Annotated in this window: 19 protein-coding genes; 2 read left to right on the forward strand and 17 right to left on the reverse strand. The window is 47.5% G+C overall.

Annotated features, from left to right (window positions below; all coding sequences use genetic code 11):
- Nucleotides 1–136: 136 nt before the first annotated feature.
- The 4 genes from spoVAE to GON05_RS22020 are packed head-to-tail and all read right to left on the reverse strand — an operon-like array spanning nt 137 to nt 2,860.
- Nucleotides 137–487 (reverse strand): stage V sporulation protein AE, encoded by a 351-nt coding sequence (gene spoVAE / locus GON05_RS22005; protein WP_127449933.1) that lies wholly within the window; start codon nt 485–487, stop codon nt 137–139.
- Entirely contained in the window at nt 484–1,503 is a 1,020-nt protein-coding gene (gene spoVAD, locus GON05_RS22010; RefSeq protein WP_127449935.1) for a stage V sporulation protein AD, read from the reverse strand. The genes spoVAE and spoVAD overlap by 4 nt, the downstream gene beginning before the upstream one ends.
- Before the next feature lie 4 nt (nt 1,504–1,507).
- On the reverse strand, nt 1,508–1,981 hold the full coding sequence (gene spoVAC / locus GON05_RS22015) for a stage V sporulation protein AC (RefSeq protein ID WP_157321810.1): 474 nt from the start codon (nt 1,979–1,981) through the stop codon (nt 1,508–1,510).
- Nucleotides 1,982–1,999: 18 nt separating this feature from the next.
- Nucleotides 2,000–2,860 carry a DUF421 domain-containing protein gene (locus GON05_RS22020; RefSeq protein WP_181646167.1) on the reverse strand — a complete coding sequence of 287 codons (861 nt, stop codon included), beginning with the start codon at nt 2,858–2,860 and terminating at the stop codon, nt 2,000–2,002.
- Between the two features lie 198 nt (nt 2,861–3,058).
- On the opposite strand from GON05_RS22020, the gene GON05_RS22025 reads away from it, so the two are divergent.
- Entirely contained in the window at nt 3,059–3,265 is a 207-nt protein-coding gene (locus GON05_RS22025; RefSeq protein ID WP_127449940.1) for a DUF1657 domain-containing protein, read from the forward strand.
- A 191-nt stretch (nt 3,266–3,456) separates the two neighbouring features.
- On the opposite strand, the gene GON05_RS22030 is transcribed toward GON05_RS22025, so the two are convergent.
- The 11 genes from GON05_RS22030 to GON05_RS22080 all read right to left on the reverse strand — a co-directional run bounded on the left by GON05_RS22030 (nt 3,457) and on the right by GON05_RS22080 (nt 16,879).
- A complete protein-coding gene (locus GON05_RS22030; RefSeq protein WP_181646168.1) occupies nt 3,457–3,597 on the reverse strand; it encodes an N-acetylmuramoyl-L-alanine amidase in 141 nt (46 codons plus the stop codon).
- A gap of 26 nt (nt 3,598–3,623) precedes the next feature.
- A complete protein-coding gene (locus tag GON05_RS22035) occupies nt 3,624–4,385 on the reverse strand; it encodes a C1 family peptidase (protein WP_157321812.1) in 762 nt (253 codons plus the stop codon).
- 850 nt (nt 4,386–5,235) lie between these two features.
- Nucleotides 5,236–6,351, reverse strand: coding sequence for a rhamnogalacturonan acetylesterase (locus GON05_RS22040; RefSeq protein ID WP_157322316.1), 1,116 nt, complete (start codon nt 6,349–6,351; stop codon nt 5,236–5,238).
- A gap of 3 nt (nt 6,352–6,354) precedes the next feature.
- Nucleotides 6,355–7,380: a glycoside hydrolase family 88/105 protein gene (locus GON05_RS22045; RefSeq protein WP_157321814.1), complete on the reverse strand. Its 1,026-nt coding sequence runs from the start codon at nt 7,378–7,380 to the stop codon at nt 6,355–6,357.
- A gap of 53 nt (nt 7,381–7,433) precedes the next feature.
- On the reverse strand, nt 7,434–8,279 hold the full coding sequence (locus tag GON05_RS22050) for a carbohydrate ABC transporter permease (protein ID WP_127449950.1): 846 nt from the start codon (nt 8,277–8,279) through the stop codon (nt 7,434–7,436).
- A 12-nt stretch (nt 8,280–8,291) separates the two neighbouring features.
- Entirely contained in the window at nt 8,292–9,179 is an 888-nt protein-coding gene (locus GON05_RS22055) for a carbohydrate ABC transporter permease (RefSeq protein WP_127449952.1), read from the reverse strand.
- Between the two features lie 100 nt (nt 9,180–9,279).
- A complete protein-coding gene (locus tag GON05_RS22060; protein WP_246239282.1) occupies nt 9,280–10,599 on the reverse strand; it encodes an ABC transporter substrate-binding protein in 1,320 nt (439 codons plus the stop codon).
- Between the two features lie 111 nt (nt 10,600–10,710).
- Nucleotides 10,711–12,264, reverse strand: coding sequence for a response regulator transcription factor (locus GON05_RS22065; protein WP_157321816.1), 1,554 nt, complete (start codon nt 12,262–12,264; stop codon nt 10,711–10,713).
- 5 nt (nt 12,265–12,269) lie between these two features.
- Nucleotides 12,270–14,039: a cache domain-containing sensor histidine kinase gene (locus tag GON05_RS22070; protein WP_181646169.1), complete on the reverse strand. Its 1,770-nt coding sequence runs from the start codon at nt 14,037–14,039 to the stop codon at nt 12,270–12,272.
- Nucleotides 14,040–14,168: 129 nt separating this feature from the next.
- The gene (locus GON05_RS22075) at nt 14,169–16,208 is read right to left on the reverse strand and encodes a beta-galactosidase (RefSeq protein ID WP_157322320.1); all 2,040 of its coding nucleotides are present in this window, start codon (nt 16,206–16,208) and stop codon (nt 14,169–14,171) included.
- A 188-nt stretch (nt 16,209–16,396) separates the two neighbouring features.
- A complete protein-coding gene (locus GON05_RS22080; protein ID WP_157321820.1) occupies nt 16,397–16,879 on the reverse strand; it encodes a DinB family protein in 483 nt (160 codons plus the stop codon).
- Between the two features lie 202 nt (nt 16,880–17,081).
- On the opposite strand from GON05_RS22080, the gene GON05_RS22085 reads away from it, so the two are divergent.
- Nucleotides 17,082–17,984 carry a LysR family transcriptional regulator gene (locus GON05_RS22085; protein WP_157321822.1) on the forward strand — a complete coding sequence of 301 codons (903 nt, stop codon included), beginning with the start codon at nt 17,082–17,084 and terminating at the stop codon, nt 17,982–17,984.
- Between the two features lie 160 nt (nt 17,985–18,144).
- On the opposite strand, the gene GON05_RS22090 is transcribed toward GON05_RS22085, so the two are convergent.
- The gene (locus tag GON05_RS22090) at nt 18,145–18,471 is read right to left on the reverse strand and encodes an L-rhamnose mutarotase (protein ID WP_157321824.1); all 327 of its coding nucleotides are present in this window, start codon (nt 18,469–18,471) and stop codon (nt 18,145–18,147) included.
- A gap of 139 nt (nt 18,472–18,610) precedes the next feature.
- The gene (locus GON05_RS22095) at nt 18,611–19,795 is read right to left on the reverse strand and encodes an MFS transporter (protein ID WP_157321826.1); all 1,185 of its coding nucleotides are present in this window, start codon (nt 19,793–19,795) and stop codon (nt 18,611–18,613) included.
- Nucleotides 19,796–19,826: the final 31 nt, after the last annotated feature.

Consider the following 19,826-nt stretch of genomic DNA (forward strand, 5'->3'; position numbering starts at 1 on the left):
ACTTGTAATTCCTCTAAATTTATTTGTTAAAATTACCCATGTGCATTTGGCGGTGTTGCAAAAGAAAAAAGTGCAGCAATTTGAAGGTGTAAGGCGACTACACCCTTCAATTTGCTGCACTTGTGGCAGATCGTTTCTATCCCTTTGGCTTAACAAATACGGCGGCAATAAACGAGAAAATAATCGCTGCCGAGATACCCGCGCTGGTCACTTTGAAAATCCCGGTTATGATCCCGATATAACCGTCCTTGTGCAGCTCTTCCAGCGCCCCATGCACGAGGGCGTTACCAAAGCTGGTAATTGGTACGGTTGCTCCTGCACCCGCAAATTCAATAAATGGGTCATATAAATTGCAACCATCCGCAATAGCTCCAAGGACAACAAGCGTACTCATGGTATGCGCCGGCGTCAGCTTCCCAACATCCATTAGAAGCTGCCCGAAGACACAGATAGCACCGCCAATGACAAAAGCCCAAAAAAAGTTCATGCGTACAACCCTCCAGACTCAATAGAAACTGCATGCGCGATACACGGGATACTTTCCCCTTGCTGGAAGGAGAGCGGTGACAGCAAAGCGCCTGTAGCAACAACAAGGATGCGCTTCAGCTCTCCTTTTTTCATGCGTTTGAGGAGATGCCCATAGGTGACGGTTGCGGAGCAGCCGCAGCCGCTGCCTCCGGCTTGCACATTTTGCGTATCCCGCTGATAGATCATTAAGCCGCAGTCATCATACGTCGTTTGTTCAATCGGAACCTTGTGCTTTTCGAACAGTTCACGTGCAATCTCGGAACCGACCGCAGCCAGATCTCCGGTTACAATGAGATCATAATAACCCGGCTCGCGTCCCAAATCGCGGAAGTGAGCCTGGATTGTATCCACCGCAGCCGGAGCCATCGCTGCCCCCATATTGAAAGGGTCTGTGATCCCCATATCCACAACCCTGCCGATCGTTGCCGAGGTGATGACGGGGCCATCCCCCGTCTTCCCGAGCACGGCCACTCCAGCGCCGGTCACGGTGTATTGCGCGGTCGGCGGCTTCTGCGATCCGTATTCCGTCGGATAACGGAACTGCTTCTCCACCGTGCAGTTGTGGCTGCAGGTACCTGCCATTATATAATTGGCGGCGCCTGAATCCATTAACTGCGCGGCAAGCGCCAGCCCTTCCATCGAGGTCGAGCAAGCGCCGAAGATGCCAAGATACGGCATGCCCAGCGTGCGTGCCGCGAACGTATTGGAGATGATCTGATTCATCAGATCGCCTCCAATATAGAACTGAATTTGGCCGCCCGTAAGCCCGGCATTATCAAGGGCATGCTGCGCGGCTTCCTCAAGCAGCGCTTTTTCCGCTTTTTCCCACGTCTTCTGACCGACCGTCAGATCGCCATGCACGATGTCGAAGTCTTCCGCCAGTGGACCCTCGCCTTCATCAGGTCCAACTACAGTCCCTGTCGACAGAATGACCGGACGATTCTCGAAAACCCAGCTTTGATGCCCTTTCAGCATAGAATCAGCCCCCACCCATTATAATTAGATGCAAGAGTCCCACAATGAAAGCAGCCACGGTGCCAAACACGATGACAGAGCCCGCTAATTTGAACATATTCCCGCCTACACCAAGGACTAAACCTTCAGCCCGGTGCTCAATCGCAGCAGAGCAAAGCGAGTTCGCGAATCCTGTAACAGGAACTGCGCTGCCGGCGCCAGCCCACTGAGCAATTTTATCGTAGATGCCAAAGCTTGTTAAAATGACCGAAATGATAATCATAACAGCCACGGTCGGGTTGCCGGCTGTTTTCTCAGTAAACCCAAACCAATTGATAAACATTTGCATAAAGCACTCACCAATTAAGCAAATCGTGCCGCCAACTAAAAAAGCTCTAAGGCAATTTTTCAAAACAGGTCTCTTGGGTTCAATCCGTTTCGCTAATTCCTGATACTCCTGTTGGGTCATTGTTAGATTTTTCTTCTTATTGTTGGCCATACTTTCCCTCCTGCTTGATTAGGATCTTAACAGGGTATGAAGATCCTGAATGACCTTCGTCATCACCACGGAGCTGTCTTGATACATTTTTTTCGCATCAGGATGCTTCGTTGTTAAGGAATACAGCTCAAGATCCGCTTCGCATTTCTTCAGAGTTGCAAGAAGCGCAGGTCTTTCGCTCGGCTGAGGCACTTGCAGCTTGTCATCATAGAGATCAGCGGTGAATTCGCCGTTGGTGTCTACATGGCCAAGAAACACATTTTCCTTCGTTACTCCTAGCTTATCCAGTTCCGTTTGCAGCCATCCCATTCCTTTCCCCGCTGCAGCCAGCGGCTCCTTTTGGATCACACCATCCATAATGACCGTTTGGGTCGGCTTTTCCGTTCCCAGCTTCATCCCCAAATGCTTGGGCGTCAGAGGCTGTGACTCGCTTTTGAGCAAAACACTCAGATCACCGCTGGATTCGAGCATCGCAAACTCCACATCCGCCACTCGGAAAACACTTTTCGTACGCAGCTGCTCAAGAAGCTCGTCCCCTGTGTACCGCTCCTTTTTCAAATTATCCTCAAGCACCTTCCCATCTTTGATGAGCACTGTGCCTTTCCCTTCAAACCACGTACGCAGCGTCTTGCTCTTGAGTGTTAGCAGCTCCAAGATAAACGGCACAAGACACCAGACCAATATGGCAATAACCCCATGCATAAAGTTGCTTTCTACATCCGTTGAAATGACACCAGCCAAATCACCTAGCGTGATACCTATCACATATTCGAAGAACGTCAGTTGAGATATTTGTTTCTTACCAAGGATTCGTGTCAGTACAAACAGAATAACTAGCGCGCTAAATGCTCTAATAACGATATGTAGCCAATCTGCCACGGGCCCGTTCCCCTCTCTTTCTTAGTGCTCCAAACAAAGTCATTATGTGCAAAATAAGCGAGTGCTATCATTGAATTGATTTGTATTTAATTGTCAATTATGAGAACGAAGAGAAAGGGTATATTAATGAGCGCAAACAAGTGAAATCGTTATGCTCTCTTTGGTTGCAATCCAAATTCAAATGAAGAGGTGTCTACCATGACTGTAGCTGCTCAAGTAAAAACAACACTAGCCTCCCTGAAAAGCGCGCAAGCCAGCCTAGAGACCTTTGCGTTGTCTACGCAGAATCAGGAAGCTAAACAACTGTATGAAACTGCCGCGATGGCTGCCCAAGACATTGTGAATCAAGTTTCCTCCAGGGTGCAGCAATTGGAAAACGAAGAGCCGCAATACAAAGGCTTCTAGTCTGAACACAAAAACAGCCGATACTTACGAGAAACGCTCTCGTGTACCGGCTGTTTTTGCTTTTTAATACATCATGAGGAGAATGAGGGTAAGTAATACAAAAAGCACTAAAATAAGCAATTTGAGATGATCTTCTTTTGGCATGTGAGCCGCCCCTTGTTTCAGATCGTTCCTGTTAAATCTTGCTCTTGCTATTGTGTCGGTTGGCCGGAAGCTTTTCTCAATTCATTCGCTAGTCGGTGAAACTCATCTCTTGCCTGCGCGTCCTCTGTTGCCATGTATGCCGCAGATAAAAAGGCAATGATTTTATTGGCGTCTTCAACACTTATCACAGCTTATTCCCTCCTAGAAGCACACTTTATTTACCGGTCCAATAATCGAAGGTCAGCACATTGTTTTTGAAAAAGGAATAAGGCAAATAACAATAGCCTTGATCTCCCCAACTTTTTCCCCATGAGTTGCGGACGATCATTACGCCTTGGCCTTTCTTCTTCCCGTCTCTGTACCCAACAGCCAGCATAGCGTGCCCGCCTAGCAGCATTTCTTTTTTTCGATCTGGATAAGGGACACGTCCTGTTCGGATAACCGGCAGACTTTCAAAAGAGCTATACAGCCAAATGCCGAAGACAACAGGCTGACCGTCTGCCAAAGCCGCTTTGATTCCCGCCAGATCGTGAATGCGATGATAACTGCCGATGCGATAATTTCCTGCCGTTTGTTCAGCCTCTCTATCCGGCTTTTCTTTATATTTGGCAATTTGATACGGCCATTCGCTTTCCGGGCAAACACCGATTTTCTGAAGCACTTTCATCCCGTCGCGGACCGTTGCGCCAGAGTCCCTACTTACCGTGCCTTCTAATTGCCGCTCATGCCAATAATGAAAAAGCCGGGATAATCGAAGCGCTGAATCGCTTTCTTGACGCAGCCAATATTCACGTAATCCGCTTACAATGGCATTCGACGTGCAAGATCCTAAATTCCCTTGATTGACAATTGGAGAAAGCTTGCTCCGCAGGTCTACTTTGCCGGGCAGCTGAGATTCACGGACATAATTGACACTTCGGTAAAAATAGTCGCGAAAGTCACGTTGGTCCCTCTTTACCGTTAACTTTCTTCTCATCTGTTTTCCTCCCCATTGCCCGTTTGTGGAATTGTACTCCAGTGTATTCACCCATAGGCAGGAGCGTGCAAAAAAGCGCCTCCCCCTCAGGCATGCGCGCGGCAAAAACTCGATTATTTTTTCAACACTTTCTGATAGATGGCTCGAAATAGCTGTCACGGCGGTCAGATAAGACCCTGTAGTTCCGCTCATCGTGGAGATTGCTCGATATCCTCGTAATAGAGGACTCCAGTTCCCTTATGATCTTGCCTTGCGGAATTCTCCGCTAGTCTTGCTGTGTCTGGTGAGGTGGAAGGTTGCAGAATGTTGAGTAGAACAGTTGGATCGTGGAAGGTAGGTAAAGTAGCTTGATTTGCTCAGGCTTTTATTGTGCAAGCGCCTCCTCTGCATAGGTCAGGGGAACTGCAGGGTGCTATTTCTCGGAAAACGCATGTTTTCTGAGTCTAAAGGGAACTGTGGGCCTCTATTCCACGAATTTCGACTGAAATGCCTGTCACAGGGGTCAGATAAGACCCTGTAGTTCCGCTCATCGTGGAGATTGCTCGATTTTCTCTAAATAGAGGACTCGAGTTCCCTTATGATCTTGCCTTGCGGAATTCTCCGCAAGTCTTGCTTTGTCTGGTGAGGTGGAAGGTTGCAGTATGGTGAGTTGAACGGTTGGATCGTGGAAGGTAGGTAAAGTAGCTTGATTTGCTCAGGGTTTTATTATGCATGCGCCTCTGCATAAGTTAGCACGTACAACAAAGCGTTATTTCCCAGAAAATAACGTATCCCGCCCAAACGAAAAACCAGGCAAACCACGTCTGTTTCAGACGGGTCCACCTGGTTCTATTAGAATCTCCCTCAACGCTTACCGCAGATAGCGCGAAAGCGGCTGTATCTGTTGCTTTCGAATACACGCAACGACTAACTCGGCGATAGCGATACCGCCTTTTTCTTGAAAATGCGTATTATCCTCTGCTCCTTTTGGGAAGTTAGGAAACTCCCCGGGCCAGGCCCACATGAACAAGGATTTGGTTTCCTCAGGACCGAGCGTTTCGAACAATTGCTTGCTAGCTTCCGCCAAATCAATGAGCAGTACATCCGCCTCTTCGGCCAGCTGCTTCATAGCCGTGATATACTCGCCGTGGGTGTCGACGATTTTGCCAGCTTCATCAAAAAATCTCCGCTGCACTGGCGTCACTAGAATCGGAACAGCTCCTCGTATCCGAGCCTCCTCAATATAAATCAGCAGATGCTCTTTATACGTGCTAAAAGGGGAGGTTGCCCGCTCCTCGTCCAACTTTTGATCGTTATGCCCAAATTGAATGAATAAATAATCATTCGCATTCATCCTATCAAGAATCGGCGTAAACCGCCCTTCATTCAGGAAGCTTTTGGAGCTGCGGCCGGACATCGCATGATTCGATACAGCGGCATCCGCCTTGATGAACAGCGGCAACATTTGCCCCCAGCCTGTGTATGGATATCCATCCTCCGGCTGATCGGTTACCGTGGAGTCGCCAACCAAATATAAGGTAGCCGCTTGAGGCGCCGATACGATCTCGAGTGCATTAATGCGCGGTGCAGCGCCTGAGAACGCGAGCCTCAATTGTCCATCTGCCACATGGACGCTAAAGCTGCTAGACACGAACTCCCCCGCTGCCGTGCGGCATTCCGATAAAAGCAGCCTTCCCTCTCCTACCTTCAAGCTCGTAACCGTTGCGGTAATCAGATCCCCCATTAACGTGTGAATCGTATAATTGCCATTCGGCAAATCGACAAGAAACACAGCGCCCACGGGAATACAAAAATCTTGGCGGAGCGCTTCCGGTCGCCCGCGATCCCTTTCATATACCTCTGAGCCAACCCTAAACCCATAGCCGCCGTTACTCTCGTGATAAAAAGAATCATGGCTAACTTTCGTGAAACCCTCTTTTGTACCACTTTGTTCAGGACCAAAGTCGAATTTCAAATGTATGTTCATCATTTACCAGTCCCTGCGGTTTAGTAACGAGGATAAGAAAATCAGTCCCAATCCTTGACCCCAGCCTTGAATCCGTTTGTACGGGACTCCTTTGTAGCCGTCAATATCCCGCATCACCGCTGTGCCGGCAGACACGCCCGTAATCGTACCATCATCTGTTATACGTGAAAGAATACCCTTGATCGACTTGTTTGTATATTTATTGTATAACGGTCCTGCACCGATGAGCGCAGCCGCGATACCAGCGGAACCGGACGTTTCCAAATACGCATCCTTATCCGTCAGAACGGTATGCCATAATCCGCTTTCATCCTGCAACCGCACGAGTGCGCTTAATTGATCTCGCAGTGAACCTTCGATAATCATAAAAGAAGGATGTGTCACATGCACTAGCCTCAGTGCGCGTGCCATCGTAATGGCAGCCCATGAGTTGCCGCGTGCCCAATAAATGCCTGACATATGATTTTGCGCCAAATTGTCCCAACCATGGTAATACAAGTTCGTCGCAGCATCCTGCAGCACATTTTCATGACCGTGGTACTGCTTCAAGCCGTCCTCGAAATAATCCTCACGATTCAGCATCGAACCGATCCGCACCAGGAAATACCCTGCCATGAACATCGTGTCCACCCATGCCTGCTCTGGGAAATTGTACGTTTCCGAGTTCACAGTATGCTGGAAAATGCCGTCTCCAAAACGCTCCGCCTCATGCTTCAGGAAGTCCGCCATTTGCGTAGCGATTTCCATATACCGCTCTTCTCCAGTTTCCTTGTACAGGGTTAACAACGAGTGACCGATCGAGATGCCGTTGACCGACAGCTTGGGCAGCCCATCTTCCAGCTTCTCATCGACCCATTCTTTTAACAATTGAAGATACTCTTTATTTCCCGTTGCTTCATAGGCTTCAGTTACCCCATAAAAAGCTACGCCGCCCGGCCAATCCCAATTAAAGTCCATGCGGAACGTTCTATGCACGACGCGGTCAATGACTTCGCGAATTTCATCCGGATCAAATTGTAAAGCTGGCATCTCTTCGTTTCCTCCCTGTAGCTGGTTATTGATCAAATGAGCATTCATTCTCATTATCCTTTCAAACCGCTCGTCGAAATTCCGTCAACAATATATTTTTGGAAAATCATAAACACAACGAAAATCGGAACTAGCGACAGCGTCGACATCGCGAACATACCGCCCCAGTTATTTAGGGACTCACTATCCAAGAATAGCTTAAGCGCTAGGGATACTGGATACAGCTGGGCATTATTTAAGTAGAGCAACGGCGTGTAGAAATCGTCCCATCTCCAGTAGAAGGAGAAGATTGCCGATGTCACGAGAGCCGGGACGATAAGCGGAATAATAATTTTGTAGAAAATGCTGTATTTGCTGCAGCCGTCCATTTTCGCGGCTTCATCAAGCTCAGGCGGAATCGTGCGGATAAACTGCATAATCAGAAAGATAAAGAACGGAATTCCGAAAAACTGCGGCACAATAATCGGTTTAAAGCTCGATAACCAGCCAATTTTGGCGAACAAAATATACTGCGAGATAATCGTTACATCTTGAGGCAGCAGCAGCGTCAACATCACCATGGCGAACCAGAACTTGCTTCCTGCAAATTTGATGCGAGCGAAGCCATATCCGACAAGAGCGGAAGAAGCCACAGCGCCAATCGTTGAAAGAATCACGATAATGAAGCTGTTTTTCATGAAAGTCGCAAACGTGATGCCTGCAAATCCCTTCCAACCGGATACATAGTTGCTCCACTCCAGCCGGCTGGGAATCAGAGAGGTTGCCGTTGTGTAAATCTCATCATTTGGCTTAAAGGAACTGGCGACCAGCCAGAGAATCGGATAAATCGCAGTAAGCGCGATGAGGCAGACGAACAGATGATACAGCACTGTTTTCAAATTTTTTGCTCGAAAAACCATGTCAGATCCCTCCTAGCTCTCGTAATGAACCCAATATTTTGATGTTTTGAAAATAACCAAGGTGATGAGCCCGATTAAGATGAGCATGAACCAAGCCATTGCTGACGCATAACCCATTTCAAAGAAGACAAATGCGCGATGGAATAAATACAGTGAATATAACAGCGTATTGTTAAGCGGACCGCCTTCACCGTTCGAAATGATATAGGCCGGCGTGAAGGTTAAGAAGCCCGAAATCGTTTGCAAAATGAGATTAAACAAGATAATTGGACTTAACAAAGGCAGTGTGATGTGAAAAAATTTGCGAACAGGTCCTGCTCCGTCCACGCTTGCCGCCTCGTAGTAAGTGCCTGGGATATTCTTAAGTCCAGCTAGAAAGATAAGCATTGATGAACCGAACTGCCAGACCGACAAGAGCACCAACGTGCCAAGCGCCGTAGCCGGCAAGCCAATCCAAGAAGTGGTGGTGTGAATACCAATACTGCCGAGAAACGCATTAATTAACCCTTTGTCACCAAAAATTTGACGCCACATGATAGATACTGCTACGCTTCCGCCAATCAACGAAGGCAAGTAGTAGGTAGCTCGGTATAAGCCAATTCCTCTTGCAGCACGATTGAGCAGCATGGCTACCAATAAGGCAATGATCAGACGCATTGGAACGGATGTAAGCACGTAGATTAGCGTCACGCGAATTGAATCTATGATTTTGTCATCACTGGTAAACATTTTCTCGTAATTCGCAAATCCTACCCATCGCGGCGGAGACAATAAATCATACTCCGTGAATGAGAAATAGAGCGAAGAAAACATGGGAAACAGCGTGAAGATCAAAAAACCAAGAATGAAAGGTGAGACAAACACATAGCCGACTATGTGATCATTTTCACGTAGTTTCATAATTCCACTCCTTTATGCTTATCATTTTCTGTGTATTTGGAAGGGCAGCCGGATTAGAGCCACCCTTTTATACCTGTAACTTGTGTCCTACTATCCATACTTACTTCTTATTTTTCGCTAAAATGGCATTGGCTTCACTCATGAATTTGACAGCGGCCTCTTCCACCGTGAGCTTGCGAAACAAGATTTGCTCTTGCATATCGCGGAGCAGCTTGCTTACTTCTGCAGACCCGATCGGATCTGGAGGATCCATGGGACTGCTGTTCTTCTCCACCCAAGTCACATAGTCGTACACTTTCGTTTCTTCTTCCGAGAGCGTCGGCTTTAAACCTTCCTTAACCTTCGAGGAAATAGGGATCCCCCGATCGCCTTTGATCAATTTATTAGCCTCCACATCATTTAAAAACCATGAGATGAATTTAGCCGCTTCCGTTTTTTGTTTGGAGCTTTTTGCGATGGAGAACAGCATCGTCGGCTTTAAGTATAGACCTTGGTCCCCGTTCGGTCCCGGCAATCCGGTTAAGCTGAGCGGTTTCTTGGCGGCTTCCTGCAACGATGTGAATTGATTCGACCAAGCCATCGTCATGAAGCCATCCCCTAGCGCAATCGGATTCTCCTCAGGCGTCAGCTTGGACAATGACTCTTTGTCCCAGTCGCGCATATAGCCCGCCTCATACCACTCTAGATACATGGTGAAGTAGTCTATAAAATAGCGCGGATCGCTAAATCCAAGACTCGTACCATCCTGGCTAAAATAGTGCTGATCTTGCGTACGCAGATAGTATGGGAAAAACTGATCAAAGCGCATATGGTCGAGCACTTTCCCTTTTGCCTTCATCCGCTTGGCGATTTGCTCCAAATCGGACCAGGTCCAGCTCTTCGGGATGGCAGAGATGCCCGCCTCCTTCAGCATGGCGGCATCATAGGTGGTACCCATCGCATTAACACCTAGCGGGATGCCATACAGCTTGCCGTCTACTCGTCCGGAATCGATCGTCTCGGGCGATGCTGATCGCACATCAATCGTTCCGTTATTCGTCAGCTCGGACAAATCTTCTAATTGATCCTTCGTTGCATATTGGGTTAGATACGAGATATCCATCTGGATAATATCGGGCAATTGATTGGCCGCAGCTTGCGGTGCCAGCTTTTTCCAGAAATCATCAAAGCCGGCATATTCCGTATCAATTTTCACGTTAGGATTCAGCTCCTGGTACATGGCAATCAGCTTCAACGTGTAGTCATGTCTGGATTGACCGCCCCACCAGGCAATTCGCAGCTTAATTTCTTGCTTGGAACTGCTTCTATCAGACTCCATGTTCCTCGGATTTCCATCCGCAGATGGCTGTTTCGCGCTGCATCCGATGATGGCGAACATCAATGGAATGAGAAGCATGGCCGGTAAACGTCTGCGTTTCATTGTTAGCGTCCTCCTGTGTACCCTGCGCCACATCTCTTATTATGGGCTCGCAGGAGCAAAAATTGAATCTAATTTACCGCGTTAAATGTTCAAAAAACAGTGAATACGGGCCTACATCGTCAGCTTCTTATACTCGGATGGCGCGCAGCCGGCAATCTTTTTGAACACCTGTGAAAAATACTGCGGGTTATCGCCGAAGCCCAATTGTTCGGCTAACTCGAACATTTTGACATCATCATTCGATTTGATCATCTCCATAGCTTTTCGAATTCTTACCGTGACAACGTAGTTAGAGAAACGCTCGCCCGTCTCTTTTTTGAACAATTTGCCCAAATAATCCGGGTTCATATACAGCATTTTGTGCGCTACCCAGTTGAGTGACAGCTCGGCATTCGAGAGCTCCGCGTTCACAATATCGATCACCTTCTGAATGACCTGGGAATGCTTATTTCTGTTCTGTTCAAAAATGGCGTGAGTAATTTCAGAAGCGGTTTGCTTCAGCAGCTGGATGCTCGCCTGCAGTGTTTCCATCTGTGAAATATGGCCAATAAGCCCCATATACTGGTGCATTTGTGGTTCTGCACATAACCTTGTCATGGAAATAAAGCTTTGAATGACATACGATTTTGTCGTCTGAATGTCCAATCGGGAGTTCACAAGAAGGTCTTGAAACGCTTCAATACTAGCTTCAGCTTCTTCCCAGTTTCCTGCGCGGATCGGAAATAGAATGCGATCTTCATCAAAAACAAACTGGGCTTGACTCGGCTGCGCAGATCCCAAAATGTCGCGCATCGTGATAAGGCCGCCTTCACCCAGATAAAAACGGTGGCTCAAGCAATCTATCGCTTGCAGATACAATTTTCTGGCTTCCCCGATTTCCCCGGACTCGCTTAGAGCAGCGGTGGTATCGATTTTGTAATACAGCATGAAAATACGCCGGATTTCTTCAATTTGCTCCTGCAACCGTGTCATATCATCCTGATCCTCGATCATGACCAAAATTTGCTCCGCGATAGTAGAGCTCAGGAGCGGTTCATCGAGAATATCTTCGGCAATATTTTTCACAGCAAATAAATGCTCATATTCGAACTTGTCTTCCAGCCGGAATAACAACAATCGAACTTTCCTGCCGCTGACATGCAGTCCGAATAAATCTTGATAATATTCCCAGTCGCGGCTGCCATACGATTTATTCGTCACGAATTCCTTCAAGAATTGCTCTTTGACATGAGGAAGCACTTTCTGCAAATTGGCTTTCATCGACTGAATGAAACCTTCTTTGCTCTCCTCCTGTTTGTACTCGGCAGCAATTTCACTAAGCGCTTTCAAAATGCTGTTCTCGTTGCACGGCTTCAACAAGTAGTGTTTAACGCCATGCTGCATCGCAATTTGTGCATATTCGAATTCATCAAAACCCGAAAGCATGATGAAGCGCGTATGAGGATGTGTTTCCTTGACTTTGGCGACTAACTGCAAGCCGTCCATGCCAGGCATGCGAATATCACTGATCACAATATCCGGCTCGTGTTCACACACAAAGGCGTAAGCCTCAATCCCGTTGCGGGCGGTTCCTATCAGCTCGGTATCAACCGATTGCCAATCCACAATGGATGAAATCCCTTCCAGAATCATCCGTTCATCATCAACCAATAACACTTTATACATCGTCGTTACCCTCTTTTCGTCATCGGAATTCGAATGGTAATACGTGCGCCGCCATCCGTGCGATTCTCTACTTGAATACCGAACTCTTCGCCAAACGTCAGCTTAATCCGTTCGTCAATATTTTTCAGGCCGATGCCTGTGCCTTTGGATTGGCGCTCCCCTGTCAGGATTTTTTCCAAATAAGCCTCATCAATCCCTGGACCATTATCTTCTACGATTAGAAAGACAGCATCGCCTTCCTCCCGCCCCCAAATGTGAATGATACAAGGTTCCAGCATGACCTCGACCGCATACTTAATCGCATTTTCGAGCAAAGGCTGCAGCGTCAGCTTCGGAATGCAATGACCTCGCAAAGCTTCCGGAACGTCGAGCCGGAAATCCAACCGCTCCTCGAAACGCACCTTTTGAATCGTAATATAATGCTGCACAAGCTTCAGTTCGTCTTCAATCGGAATCATATCCTGCTTTAAACTAATCGATGAACGAAGCAGATAACCCAGCGATTCCACCATTTGCGAAACTTGCTGCTGCCCATTCATCTTGGAAATCCAGTTGATCGACTCCAACGTGTTATACAGAAAATGCGGGTTGATCTGCGCTTGTAAGGAGCGAAACTCCGTCTCTTTGATAATGAGCTGCTTCGTGTAGTTCTCTTTGATCAATTCCTGTATGCGCACAATCATCATGCGGTACGTCCGCTGAAGCAGCCCAACTTCATCCATCTGCTGCGAAATCGGTGCAATTGGCGGAAGCTCCGAATTTTCCAGATCGCCGATTTGCAGCCCCCGCATATTGCTTATTAAGCCTTCAATGGGACGTGTAACACTTCGCGCAACCGCCATCCCGAAACCCACGAGCAGAAAAAAAGAAATAAGGAATGCCGCGATCATCCAATTTTTCATCAATGTCAGATTATAAAAAATCGTTTGAAACGGCAGCGTATTGTAATAGGTCCAGCCCAAATAATCGGAATGAATGTGAGACACGAAATATTTCTCGCCATCTTGTTCGATAATACGAAATCCTCTCACGGAAGCTCCGACTGGACTGTTTTCACTAATCAATGACTTCATGCTCACAGACCTCGGATATACTAAAGTCCCCTTGGAGACAATAATGAGCTCGCCGTCGCGGGTTACAGCTTCCCTCGCATATTGATTCACCATCTTGTCCAAATTGACATGCAGCACCAGGCTGCCAAGCTTCTTCAACTCCAAATTGTCCGAAGATCGGATTTGCCTTGTTGCAATAAGGCTGTAATCCTGCTCATCCGGATTTACCCAACCCAAGCTGCCCGCTCCGCGATCCGAAGTTTCTTGGATCAGAGCTTTCCGCTCGGGAGAAAGCGTTGTCAAATTTCCGCTGGAGTAGCTATTTCCCATCACATCAGTAATATCCGCGGCTGAAATATACGTCTCCGAGTTGATATACTGGACCAGCCGGTCTACGAGCTTGGCGCGGGACTGAATGCGGATATAATCCGATTCATTCGAATTCATCACAATCAAATGCTGCTGAATTTGCTCATCCGACATGATGCTGAACGTCAGCCGTTCCACTTTGTTCAACTCATTTTCAATTAGCGTGGAGGAAAGATTCAGAACTTGCGACGATTTCTCGTAAATTTGCTGATCATACATCGAAAAGGCGATCTGTAAGCCTACCAGTGAAATGCTGGAGCTGACAGCCATTGTAATGGTAATAAGCAGAAACAGCTTCGCTTTAATCCGCATATTACGAATTTCATCGAACCAGAGGCGGAAGCCCGTTTTCATGTAAAGTTCACCACTTTTCTTTCTGTGTAAGGTCTTGTAGCACTGATTCTTCGCGGTGGAGGGCGCCATTCCCTCTAACTGCATAAAAAAAGGATGTTGGAAATAACTCCCAACACCCCATTTATCGGCCTACGACCTGCTTCGCTTCAGAACTCGCACCCCGTAAGATTGAAGTACTATGCTTGAATTGACGGTACCTGACTCCGCTGTTCCATCCGAAATAAGCATGTCGGAATAGGATTGTTCATCGAGCAAAACCGTCTGATCTTGGTCGCTGAAATTCATCAGGAAAATGAAATCATGCACCCCATCTGTGCGGATTTGTGCTGTCACCTGGTGAGGCAGTTCCGTTTGTAAAGCTGGCTTGATATTGGCCTCTTTTATAATCTGCTTATAGAAGCTGTTCTGGAACGATTGCTCCGTACGAGCTGCCATGTAGTAAGCTTTTCCTTGTCCAAAACGATTAACGGTCAGGGCTGGCATGCCCGCATAGAAATCTTCACCATAGACAGCAAGGGCCTGAGCCCCTTCCAAGTGGATCAGCTCGCATAGCTCACGAACCTTAAAAGCCCCTGTTAGTTCAAGCGGGTTCCCCTCGTTGCAGATGATTTGATTTTCATCCTGATCGTAAAGCCCGTCGATCTCTTCCGACCAAATGCCAAGCGTTTGACGAAGCGGCCCTGGGAATCCGCCAAGGAAGCACAAATCGTTTTCATCGACGACGCCCGACCAGTACGTGGCTACAAAAGTGCCTCCACCAGCAACGAATTGTTCAATCCTTTCTCCAACTCCAGGACGAACCATATAAAGCATTGGAGCGACAACGAGCTTGTATTTGCTAAAATCACCTGTCATATCAATGACATCAACCGGGACGCCCTGATCCCAAAAAGCTTGATAATGACTTAGAACCGTCTGCTCATAGTTGATTCCCATATTGCGTGGACCTTGCGAATCTTTCACGGCCCAACGGTTCTCCCAGTCGAAAATGACGGCAGTTTCCGCCGGCACGGTCGTACCCAAAATTTCCGTCAACTGCTCAAGATGACCGCCTAACTCTGTAACATCACGGAATACGCGTGTGTGCTCATGACCGACATGATCGACTACTGCGCCATGAAGCTTCTCGCTGGAGCCACGGCTTTTGCGCCACTGAAAATATTGCACAGAATCCGAGCCGTGAGCGACAGCCTGCAAAGAGGACAGCAGATGCATACCCGGCCGCTTAAGCTTGGAAACAGGCTGCCAATTCGTTGTGCTCGGTGTGCTCTCCATCAGCAGAAACGGTTGTCCACCACGCAGGGAGCGGAACATGTCATGATTGAGCGAGAACCAAGCGGCCAAGCTGCTTTGATCCTTGGCATGATGCCACGTTGGATAAGCATCCCATGAAATCACGTCCAACACATCCGTGAACTTCCAGTAGTTCAATCCTTCGTAAGCGTCCATGAGATTAGCCGTCACAGGAAGTTCTCCGTTGATGGCTTTCAGTGGTGCGATCTCGTGACGGCAGAAGTCAACAGTCTGGTCTGTCACGAAGCGCTTCCAATCGAGATTCATGGCATGCACAAGTTTCTCGCCGTGTGGTGCTGGGGATTCGATTTGCGACCAGCTTGTATACGTGTGGCTCCAGAAGCTTGTCCACCATGCCTGGTTTAACGCGTCAAGTGTTCCGTATTTGTTTTGCAGCCATCCGCGGAATGCCTCTTGGCAATAATTGCAATGACAATCATCGCTATATTCATTGGAGATATGCCAACCTACAACGGCTGGATGCTGAGAATAGCGTTCAGCCAATCTTCGATTCATCTCTGTTACTTTCTCACGATAAACAGGGGAGCTGTAACAATGGTTATGCCGTGCACCAAAAAGATTGCGCACACGATTAGCGCCAACGCGCAGTACTTCCGGATATTGCTCCGCCATCCATGCCGGTCTTGCCCCGCTTGGGGTAGCCAACCAGGCATAGATGCCATTTTCGGCAAAGGTATTCAGCACGCGGTCCAACCATTCGAAGGTAAACACCCCTTCTTCTGGTTCAAGAGCGGTCCAACCAAAAATGCCGACAGCCATTACATTGCATTTGGCAAGCTTCATTAAACGAATATCTTCTTCAAGCACCTGCGGATCATGCTGCCATTGATCGGGATTATAATCGGCGCCATGCATGAAAACAGGAAGCTTAGGACTAACAGGCGGAAATTTGTATGGCAAGCTGTTCACCTCTTGGATATTTTTGGCGTTGATCGAATTGTCAATTTCATACCATAAGTATCCATGACATCGCTTGCTAGTGCAACCTCATTTTTCATAAAAAAAACCGAAGCATGGTTGAGCCATGCCCCGGTTTATGTTGTTTATGCTTGCATGCTTTTACTTTGGATTACCTTGAGTAAGCAATCGCAGGTTGCAAGATGCATCCCTTCGTGAACGACTCCGAAATTGAGCAACTCTCCTACTTTATAAAATGTGAGCGGTCCAAATGGCAATGGATTTTCGAATGCAGCATCGAGGCTCTCTGGGGATAACTCGCTTATTTGGTTTAGCTGGGCGGATAACTGTACGATGAGTTCTTCTTTTGATGGTGGAAGGTGGGTCCAGCTTGCCGGCGATGTCCCGGAATTGAAGAATGTGGCATAGCTTTCGGGAATGATCGAATCCTTCGCAAACCCGATCTTCATATAAGCGTCCATCCAATAAATCATGTGTCCAACGTTCCAGCGAATCGTGTTATTGTAGGAATCTGCTTGAATATCAAATAGTTCCTCCGGAATGCCCTGTACCTTGTGAAGTACCACTTGACGTACTGTTTTTGCCGTGCTGATAATGTTTTCTGACATTTGATTTCCTCCTTTTGGGTGAGAAGCATATGGTATGCTTTTAGTATAGATTTCACGGGAGGTACCATCAATGCAGTGCAAATTACCGAAACGTTAAGTATAAGTTAATGATCATGCATTGACAGAGAAATAAGATGACGCAACAATAAGGATTAGAAATGCCTTCCATCTTCAGCAATGCTTTTGAAAGCGAGTGTGAGCTATGGAGTTAAAGCAGCTGCATTATTTTATGGCGATTTGTGAAGAGCTTCATTTCACGAGAGCCGCCGATAAAATGGGAGTGAGCGCTCCCAATATCAGCCAACAGATCAGAAGATTGGAGGAAGAATTAGGCGTTCTCCTTTTCGATCGCGTAGGCAAAACAATCGTCCTCACAGAAGCAGGAGCCATTCTGCAAGAACATGGTGCTGCGGTGTTCGGGCATCTGAAGCAAGCGAACGATGCCATTGCCGATCTGAAGCAAATGCAAGGCGGATCGTTATCTATCGGTATTTTGCCCGGTGATGCGGATCTCCTGTTTAACGCCTTGCTGCTGAGTTTCCACCAGACCTATCCCACCATTACACTCTCACTGATGGAAACCACGAGAGTCACGGAACAAATACTGGACCGAAGCATCGATGTTGGCGTCACAATCGGACCTATCAGCGATGAAAGGCTCACCGCCATTCCTTTATTCCATGAAGAATTTTCACTGGCTGTAAGTAGGAATGATCCCTTTGCTGATGAGGATTTCATGCCATTAAGCAGGCTGAATGACTTAAAAATGGTCATGTTTCCTCCCGACCATCAATGCCGTAAGCTGATTGACCGCTTCTGCATGGAGAAAGGGTTTACTCTGCAGCCGCATATGGTGACTACAACATTATCCTCCCTCCTCCAAATGGTGCAGAGTGGAATTGGCGCCAGTGTGCTGCCACGCCTGCTGCTTGATACCCTTCCAAACAAAGAGATAAAAGTGGTTAGCCTGAGGCAGCCTACACCTTCCCAGGACATTTGTCTTATCTACCGCAGTGACAGGTATGTCGGATATGCGATGCGTACTTTTATTAAAACGCTCAGAGCCTACGTCGAAGCTGTCATCCAACAAGCGAAATCTTCGTAAGGGGAAGGCGCCCACCAGCTTGAACAATAACGCGGCCTCAGTCCGTTAGCACCTCAAAACCAGCTGAATTTGGCAAAATAGCGGCTGCTGAGTCCATAAAAAAAGGCTATCCCTCCGTCATTTTCATGACTTCTGGGACAGCCTTTTCGTAATTTATGTATTATGCCAAATAAAAAACTTCGCGCATCGGTTGAATCGGTACGGCTTCACGGAAGTCGAAGGAGCCTACGACCATTTTGCTCGTAATTGCGTTCCATCGATTGCAAGCCTCACTCTCAGCCAAGTAAGCAAAAGCGGCTTCCAAGTCGTCGCATAAAAAGCAATAGAAGAATTGATTGCCATTTTGGAAGATGGAGTAATCCCTGATTCCTGCTTTGCTGTGTTCTTCCATAATTTCTGGCCAAGGCGCCAAATGCATTCGGACGTATTCCTCCAGATCTTCCTCCCGAATCGTCCATGTCCATGCGAACTTCCCGCTAGTGGTCATGCGTTACACCCTCTCCCCATTTATTGGATAACCGATTACTTTTACTTTACCGCGCTATGTCTGTCCCGTCAATGCTCATCCCCCTCAAAATAAAAATAAACAAAAAAAAGAAGTCACGAGGACTTCCGTTTTTTCGCTTTTACATTTGTTTGATACTACGAGATGCATATACAAACCAAACAAAAGAAGCAAAACAAAGCAGAGCAATAAACCCATATCCGCCAAATACATCATAACGCGCTGCGAAATAGCCAAAACCAAAACCCGCGAACGTGCTCAACACATTCTCGCCCAACGATTGAAAGGAATCGATGGTTGCCCTCATGTTCGATTCTATGCGGTGATGCAAATATCCGGAGGCAAGCGGCTGCATAACGCCAGAGAACAGGCAGATGATGAGCATGGCTGCCAACCCGATGAAATCATGGCAAAAAGAAACACAGAGGAATCCGACCGCGTTCATCGCTGTAATACAGACAATCAGCCTCTTGTAGGTGAATCGCCGCAAAAGCGCATAGGACAGCAGATTGCCAGGCAGCTGCAAAAGCATGATAACCGAAGACAGTACTCCGAAAAAGTAGACAGGCGTCTCTAAACGGCTCGCATACAACTGCCAAAATTCTCCCACATAGCTCATTGAAGCACCCGTGACCATACCGGAAAGCATGACCAACGAGACATTGGGATTTTTTCTAAAAAAACGCAACGATGCCGTGACATACGTTTTAAAAGGAATAGCTTCCTCTGCATCCGTGACATCCGCACATTTCTGCGGCTCAATCAGCAGGAATGCTAGCATTAGGGCAATACCCGAACTGAGAAGCGATAGCCAGTAGTTCAGCTCTAGACCGAATTTACCAGCGAGCAAGCTCCCGCAAAGTGCTGCAAGAATAGCCGAGAGCAAATCACAGGCGTTCAATCGTCCTAACAGCTTTTCGAAATGGGAACCTTTCCCCTGCTGCATTAATGTATCATACAACAAAGCGTTCTCCGATCCGCTGCTTGCCGAACGAGCGATGCCCCCCAAGAAGACGACGAGCGCAAAATGCCAGAACTCTGTCGCCACGATCAGAATCAGAAACTCGCAGCAGCCCAGCAGTGCGCTTAGAACGAGCATTTTTTTCCTGCCCCATTTGTCCGCTATAACACCTGTTGGGACTTCTAGCAGCACGATGGTCAGTGCAAAAATAATTTCCGTATACACGACCATCTGAATGGTCATGCCCCGCTCCTCCCAGTACAATCTCTCAATGACATAAGCAGGGATGAGACTGGAAAAAAAGCGAAGCGCAAACAGCACGCGTATGTTGCTTATGTTGTTCATATGGAGCTCCTCTCCGAAATCTGATTGGGTA

It is taken from the genome of Paenibacillus anseongensis (assembly GCF_009757995.1).
Taxonomy (GTDB): Bacteria; Bacillota; Bacilli; order Paenibacillales; family NBRC-103111; genus Paenibacillus_E; species Paenibacillus_E chondroitinus.

Coding starts and splice junctions, on each gene's coding strand:
- spoVAE (WP_127449933.1), bottom strand. CDS start 487: ATGAACTTTTTTTGGGCTTTTGTCATTGGCGGTGCTATCTGTGTCTTC.
- spoVAD (WP_127449935.1), bottom strand. CDS start 1,503: ATGCTGAAAGGGCATCAAAGCTGGGTTTTCGAGAATCGTCCGGTCATT.
- spoVAC (WP_157321810.1), bottom strand. CDS start 1,981: ATGGCCAACAATAAGAAGAAAAATCTAACAATGACCCAACAGGAGTAT.
- GON05_RS22025 (WP_127449940.1), top strand. CDS start 3,059: ATGACTGTAGCTGCTCAAGTAAAAACAACACTAGCCTCCCTGAAAAGC.
- GON05_RS22035 (WP_157321812.1), bottom strand. CDS start 4,385: ATGAGAAGAAAGTTAACGGTAAAGAGGGACCAACGTGACTTTCGCGAC.
- GON05_RS22040 (WP_157322316.1), bottom strand. CDS start 6,351: ATGAACATACATTTGAAATTCGACTTTGGTCCTGAACAAAGTGGTACA.
- GON05_RS22045 (WP_157321814.1), bottom strand. CDS start 7,380: ATGCCAGCTTTACAATTTGATCCGGATGAAATTCGCGAAGTCATTGAC.
- GON05_RS22050 (WP_127449950.1), bottom strand. CDS start 8,279: ATGGTTTTTCGAGCAAAAAATTTGAAAACAGTGCTGTATCATCTGTTC.
- GON05_RS22055 (WP_127449952.1), bottom strand. CDS start 9,179: ATGAAACTACGTGAAAATGATCACATAGTCGGCTATGTGTTTGTCTCA.
- GON05_RS22060 (WP_246239282.1), bottom strand. CDS start 10,599: ATGAAACGCAGACGTTTACCGGCCATGCTTCTCATTCCATTGATGTTC.
- GON05_RS22065 (WP_157321816.1), bottom strand. CDS start 12,264: ATGTATAAAGTGTTATTGGTTGATGATGAACGGATGATTCTGGAAGGG.
- GON05_RS22070 (WP_181646169.1), bottom strand. CDS start 14,039: ATGAAAACGGGCTTCCGCCTCTGGTTCGATGAAATTCGTAATATGCGG.
- GON05_RS22075 (WP_157322320.1), bottom strand. CDS start 16,208: ATGCATGGCGCCGATTATAATCCCGATCAATGGCAGCATGATCCGCAG.
- GON05_RS22080 (WP_157321820.1), bottom strand. CDS start 16,879: ATGTCAGAAAACATTATCAGCACGGCAAAAACAGTACGTCAAGTGGTA.
- GON05_RS22085 (WP_157321822.1), top strand. CDS start 17,082: ATGGAGTTAAAGCAGCTGCATTATTTTATGGCGATTTGTGAAGAGCTT.
- GON05_RS22090 (WP_157321824.1), bottom strand. CDS start 18,471: ATGACCACTAGCGGGAAGTTCGCATGGACATGGACGATTCGGGAGGAA.
- GON05_RS22095 (WP_157321826.1), bottom strand. CDS start 19,795: ATGAACAACATAAGCAACATACGCGTGCTGTTTGCGCTTCGCTTTTTT.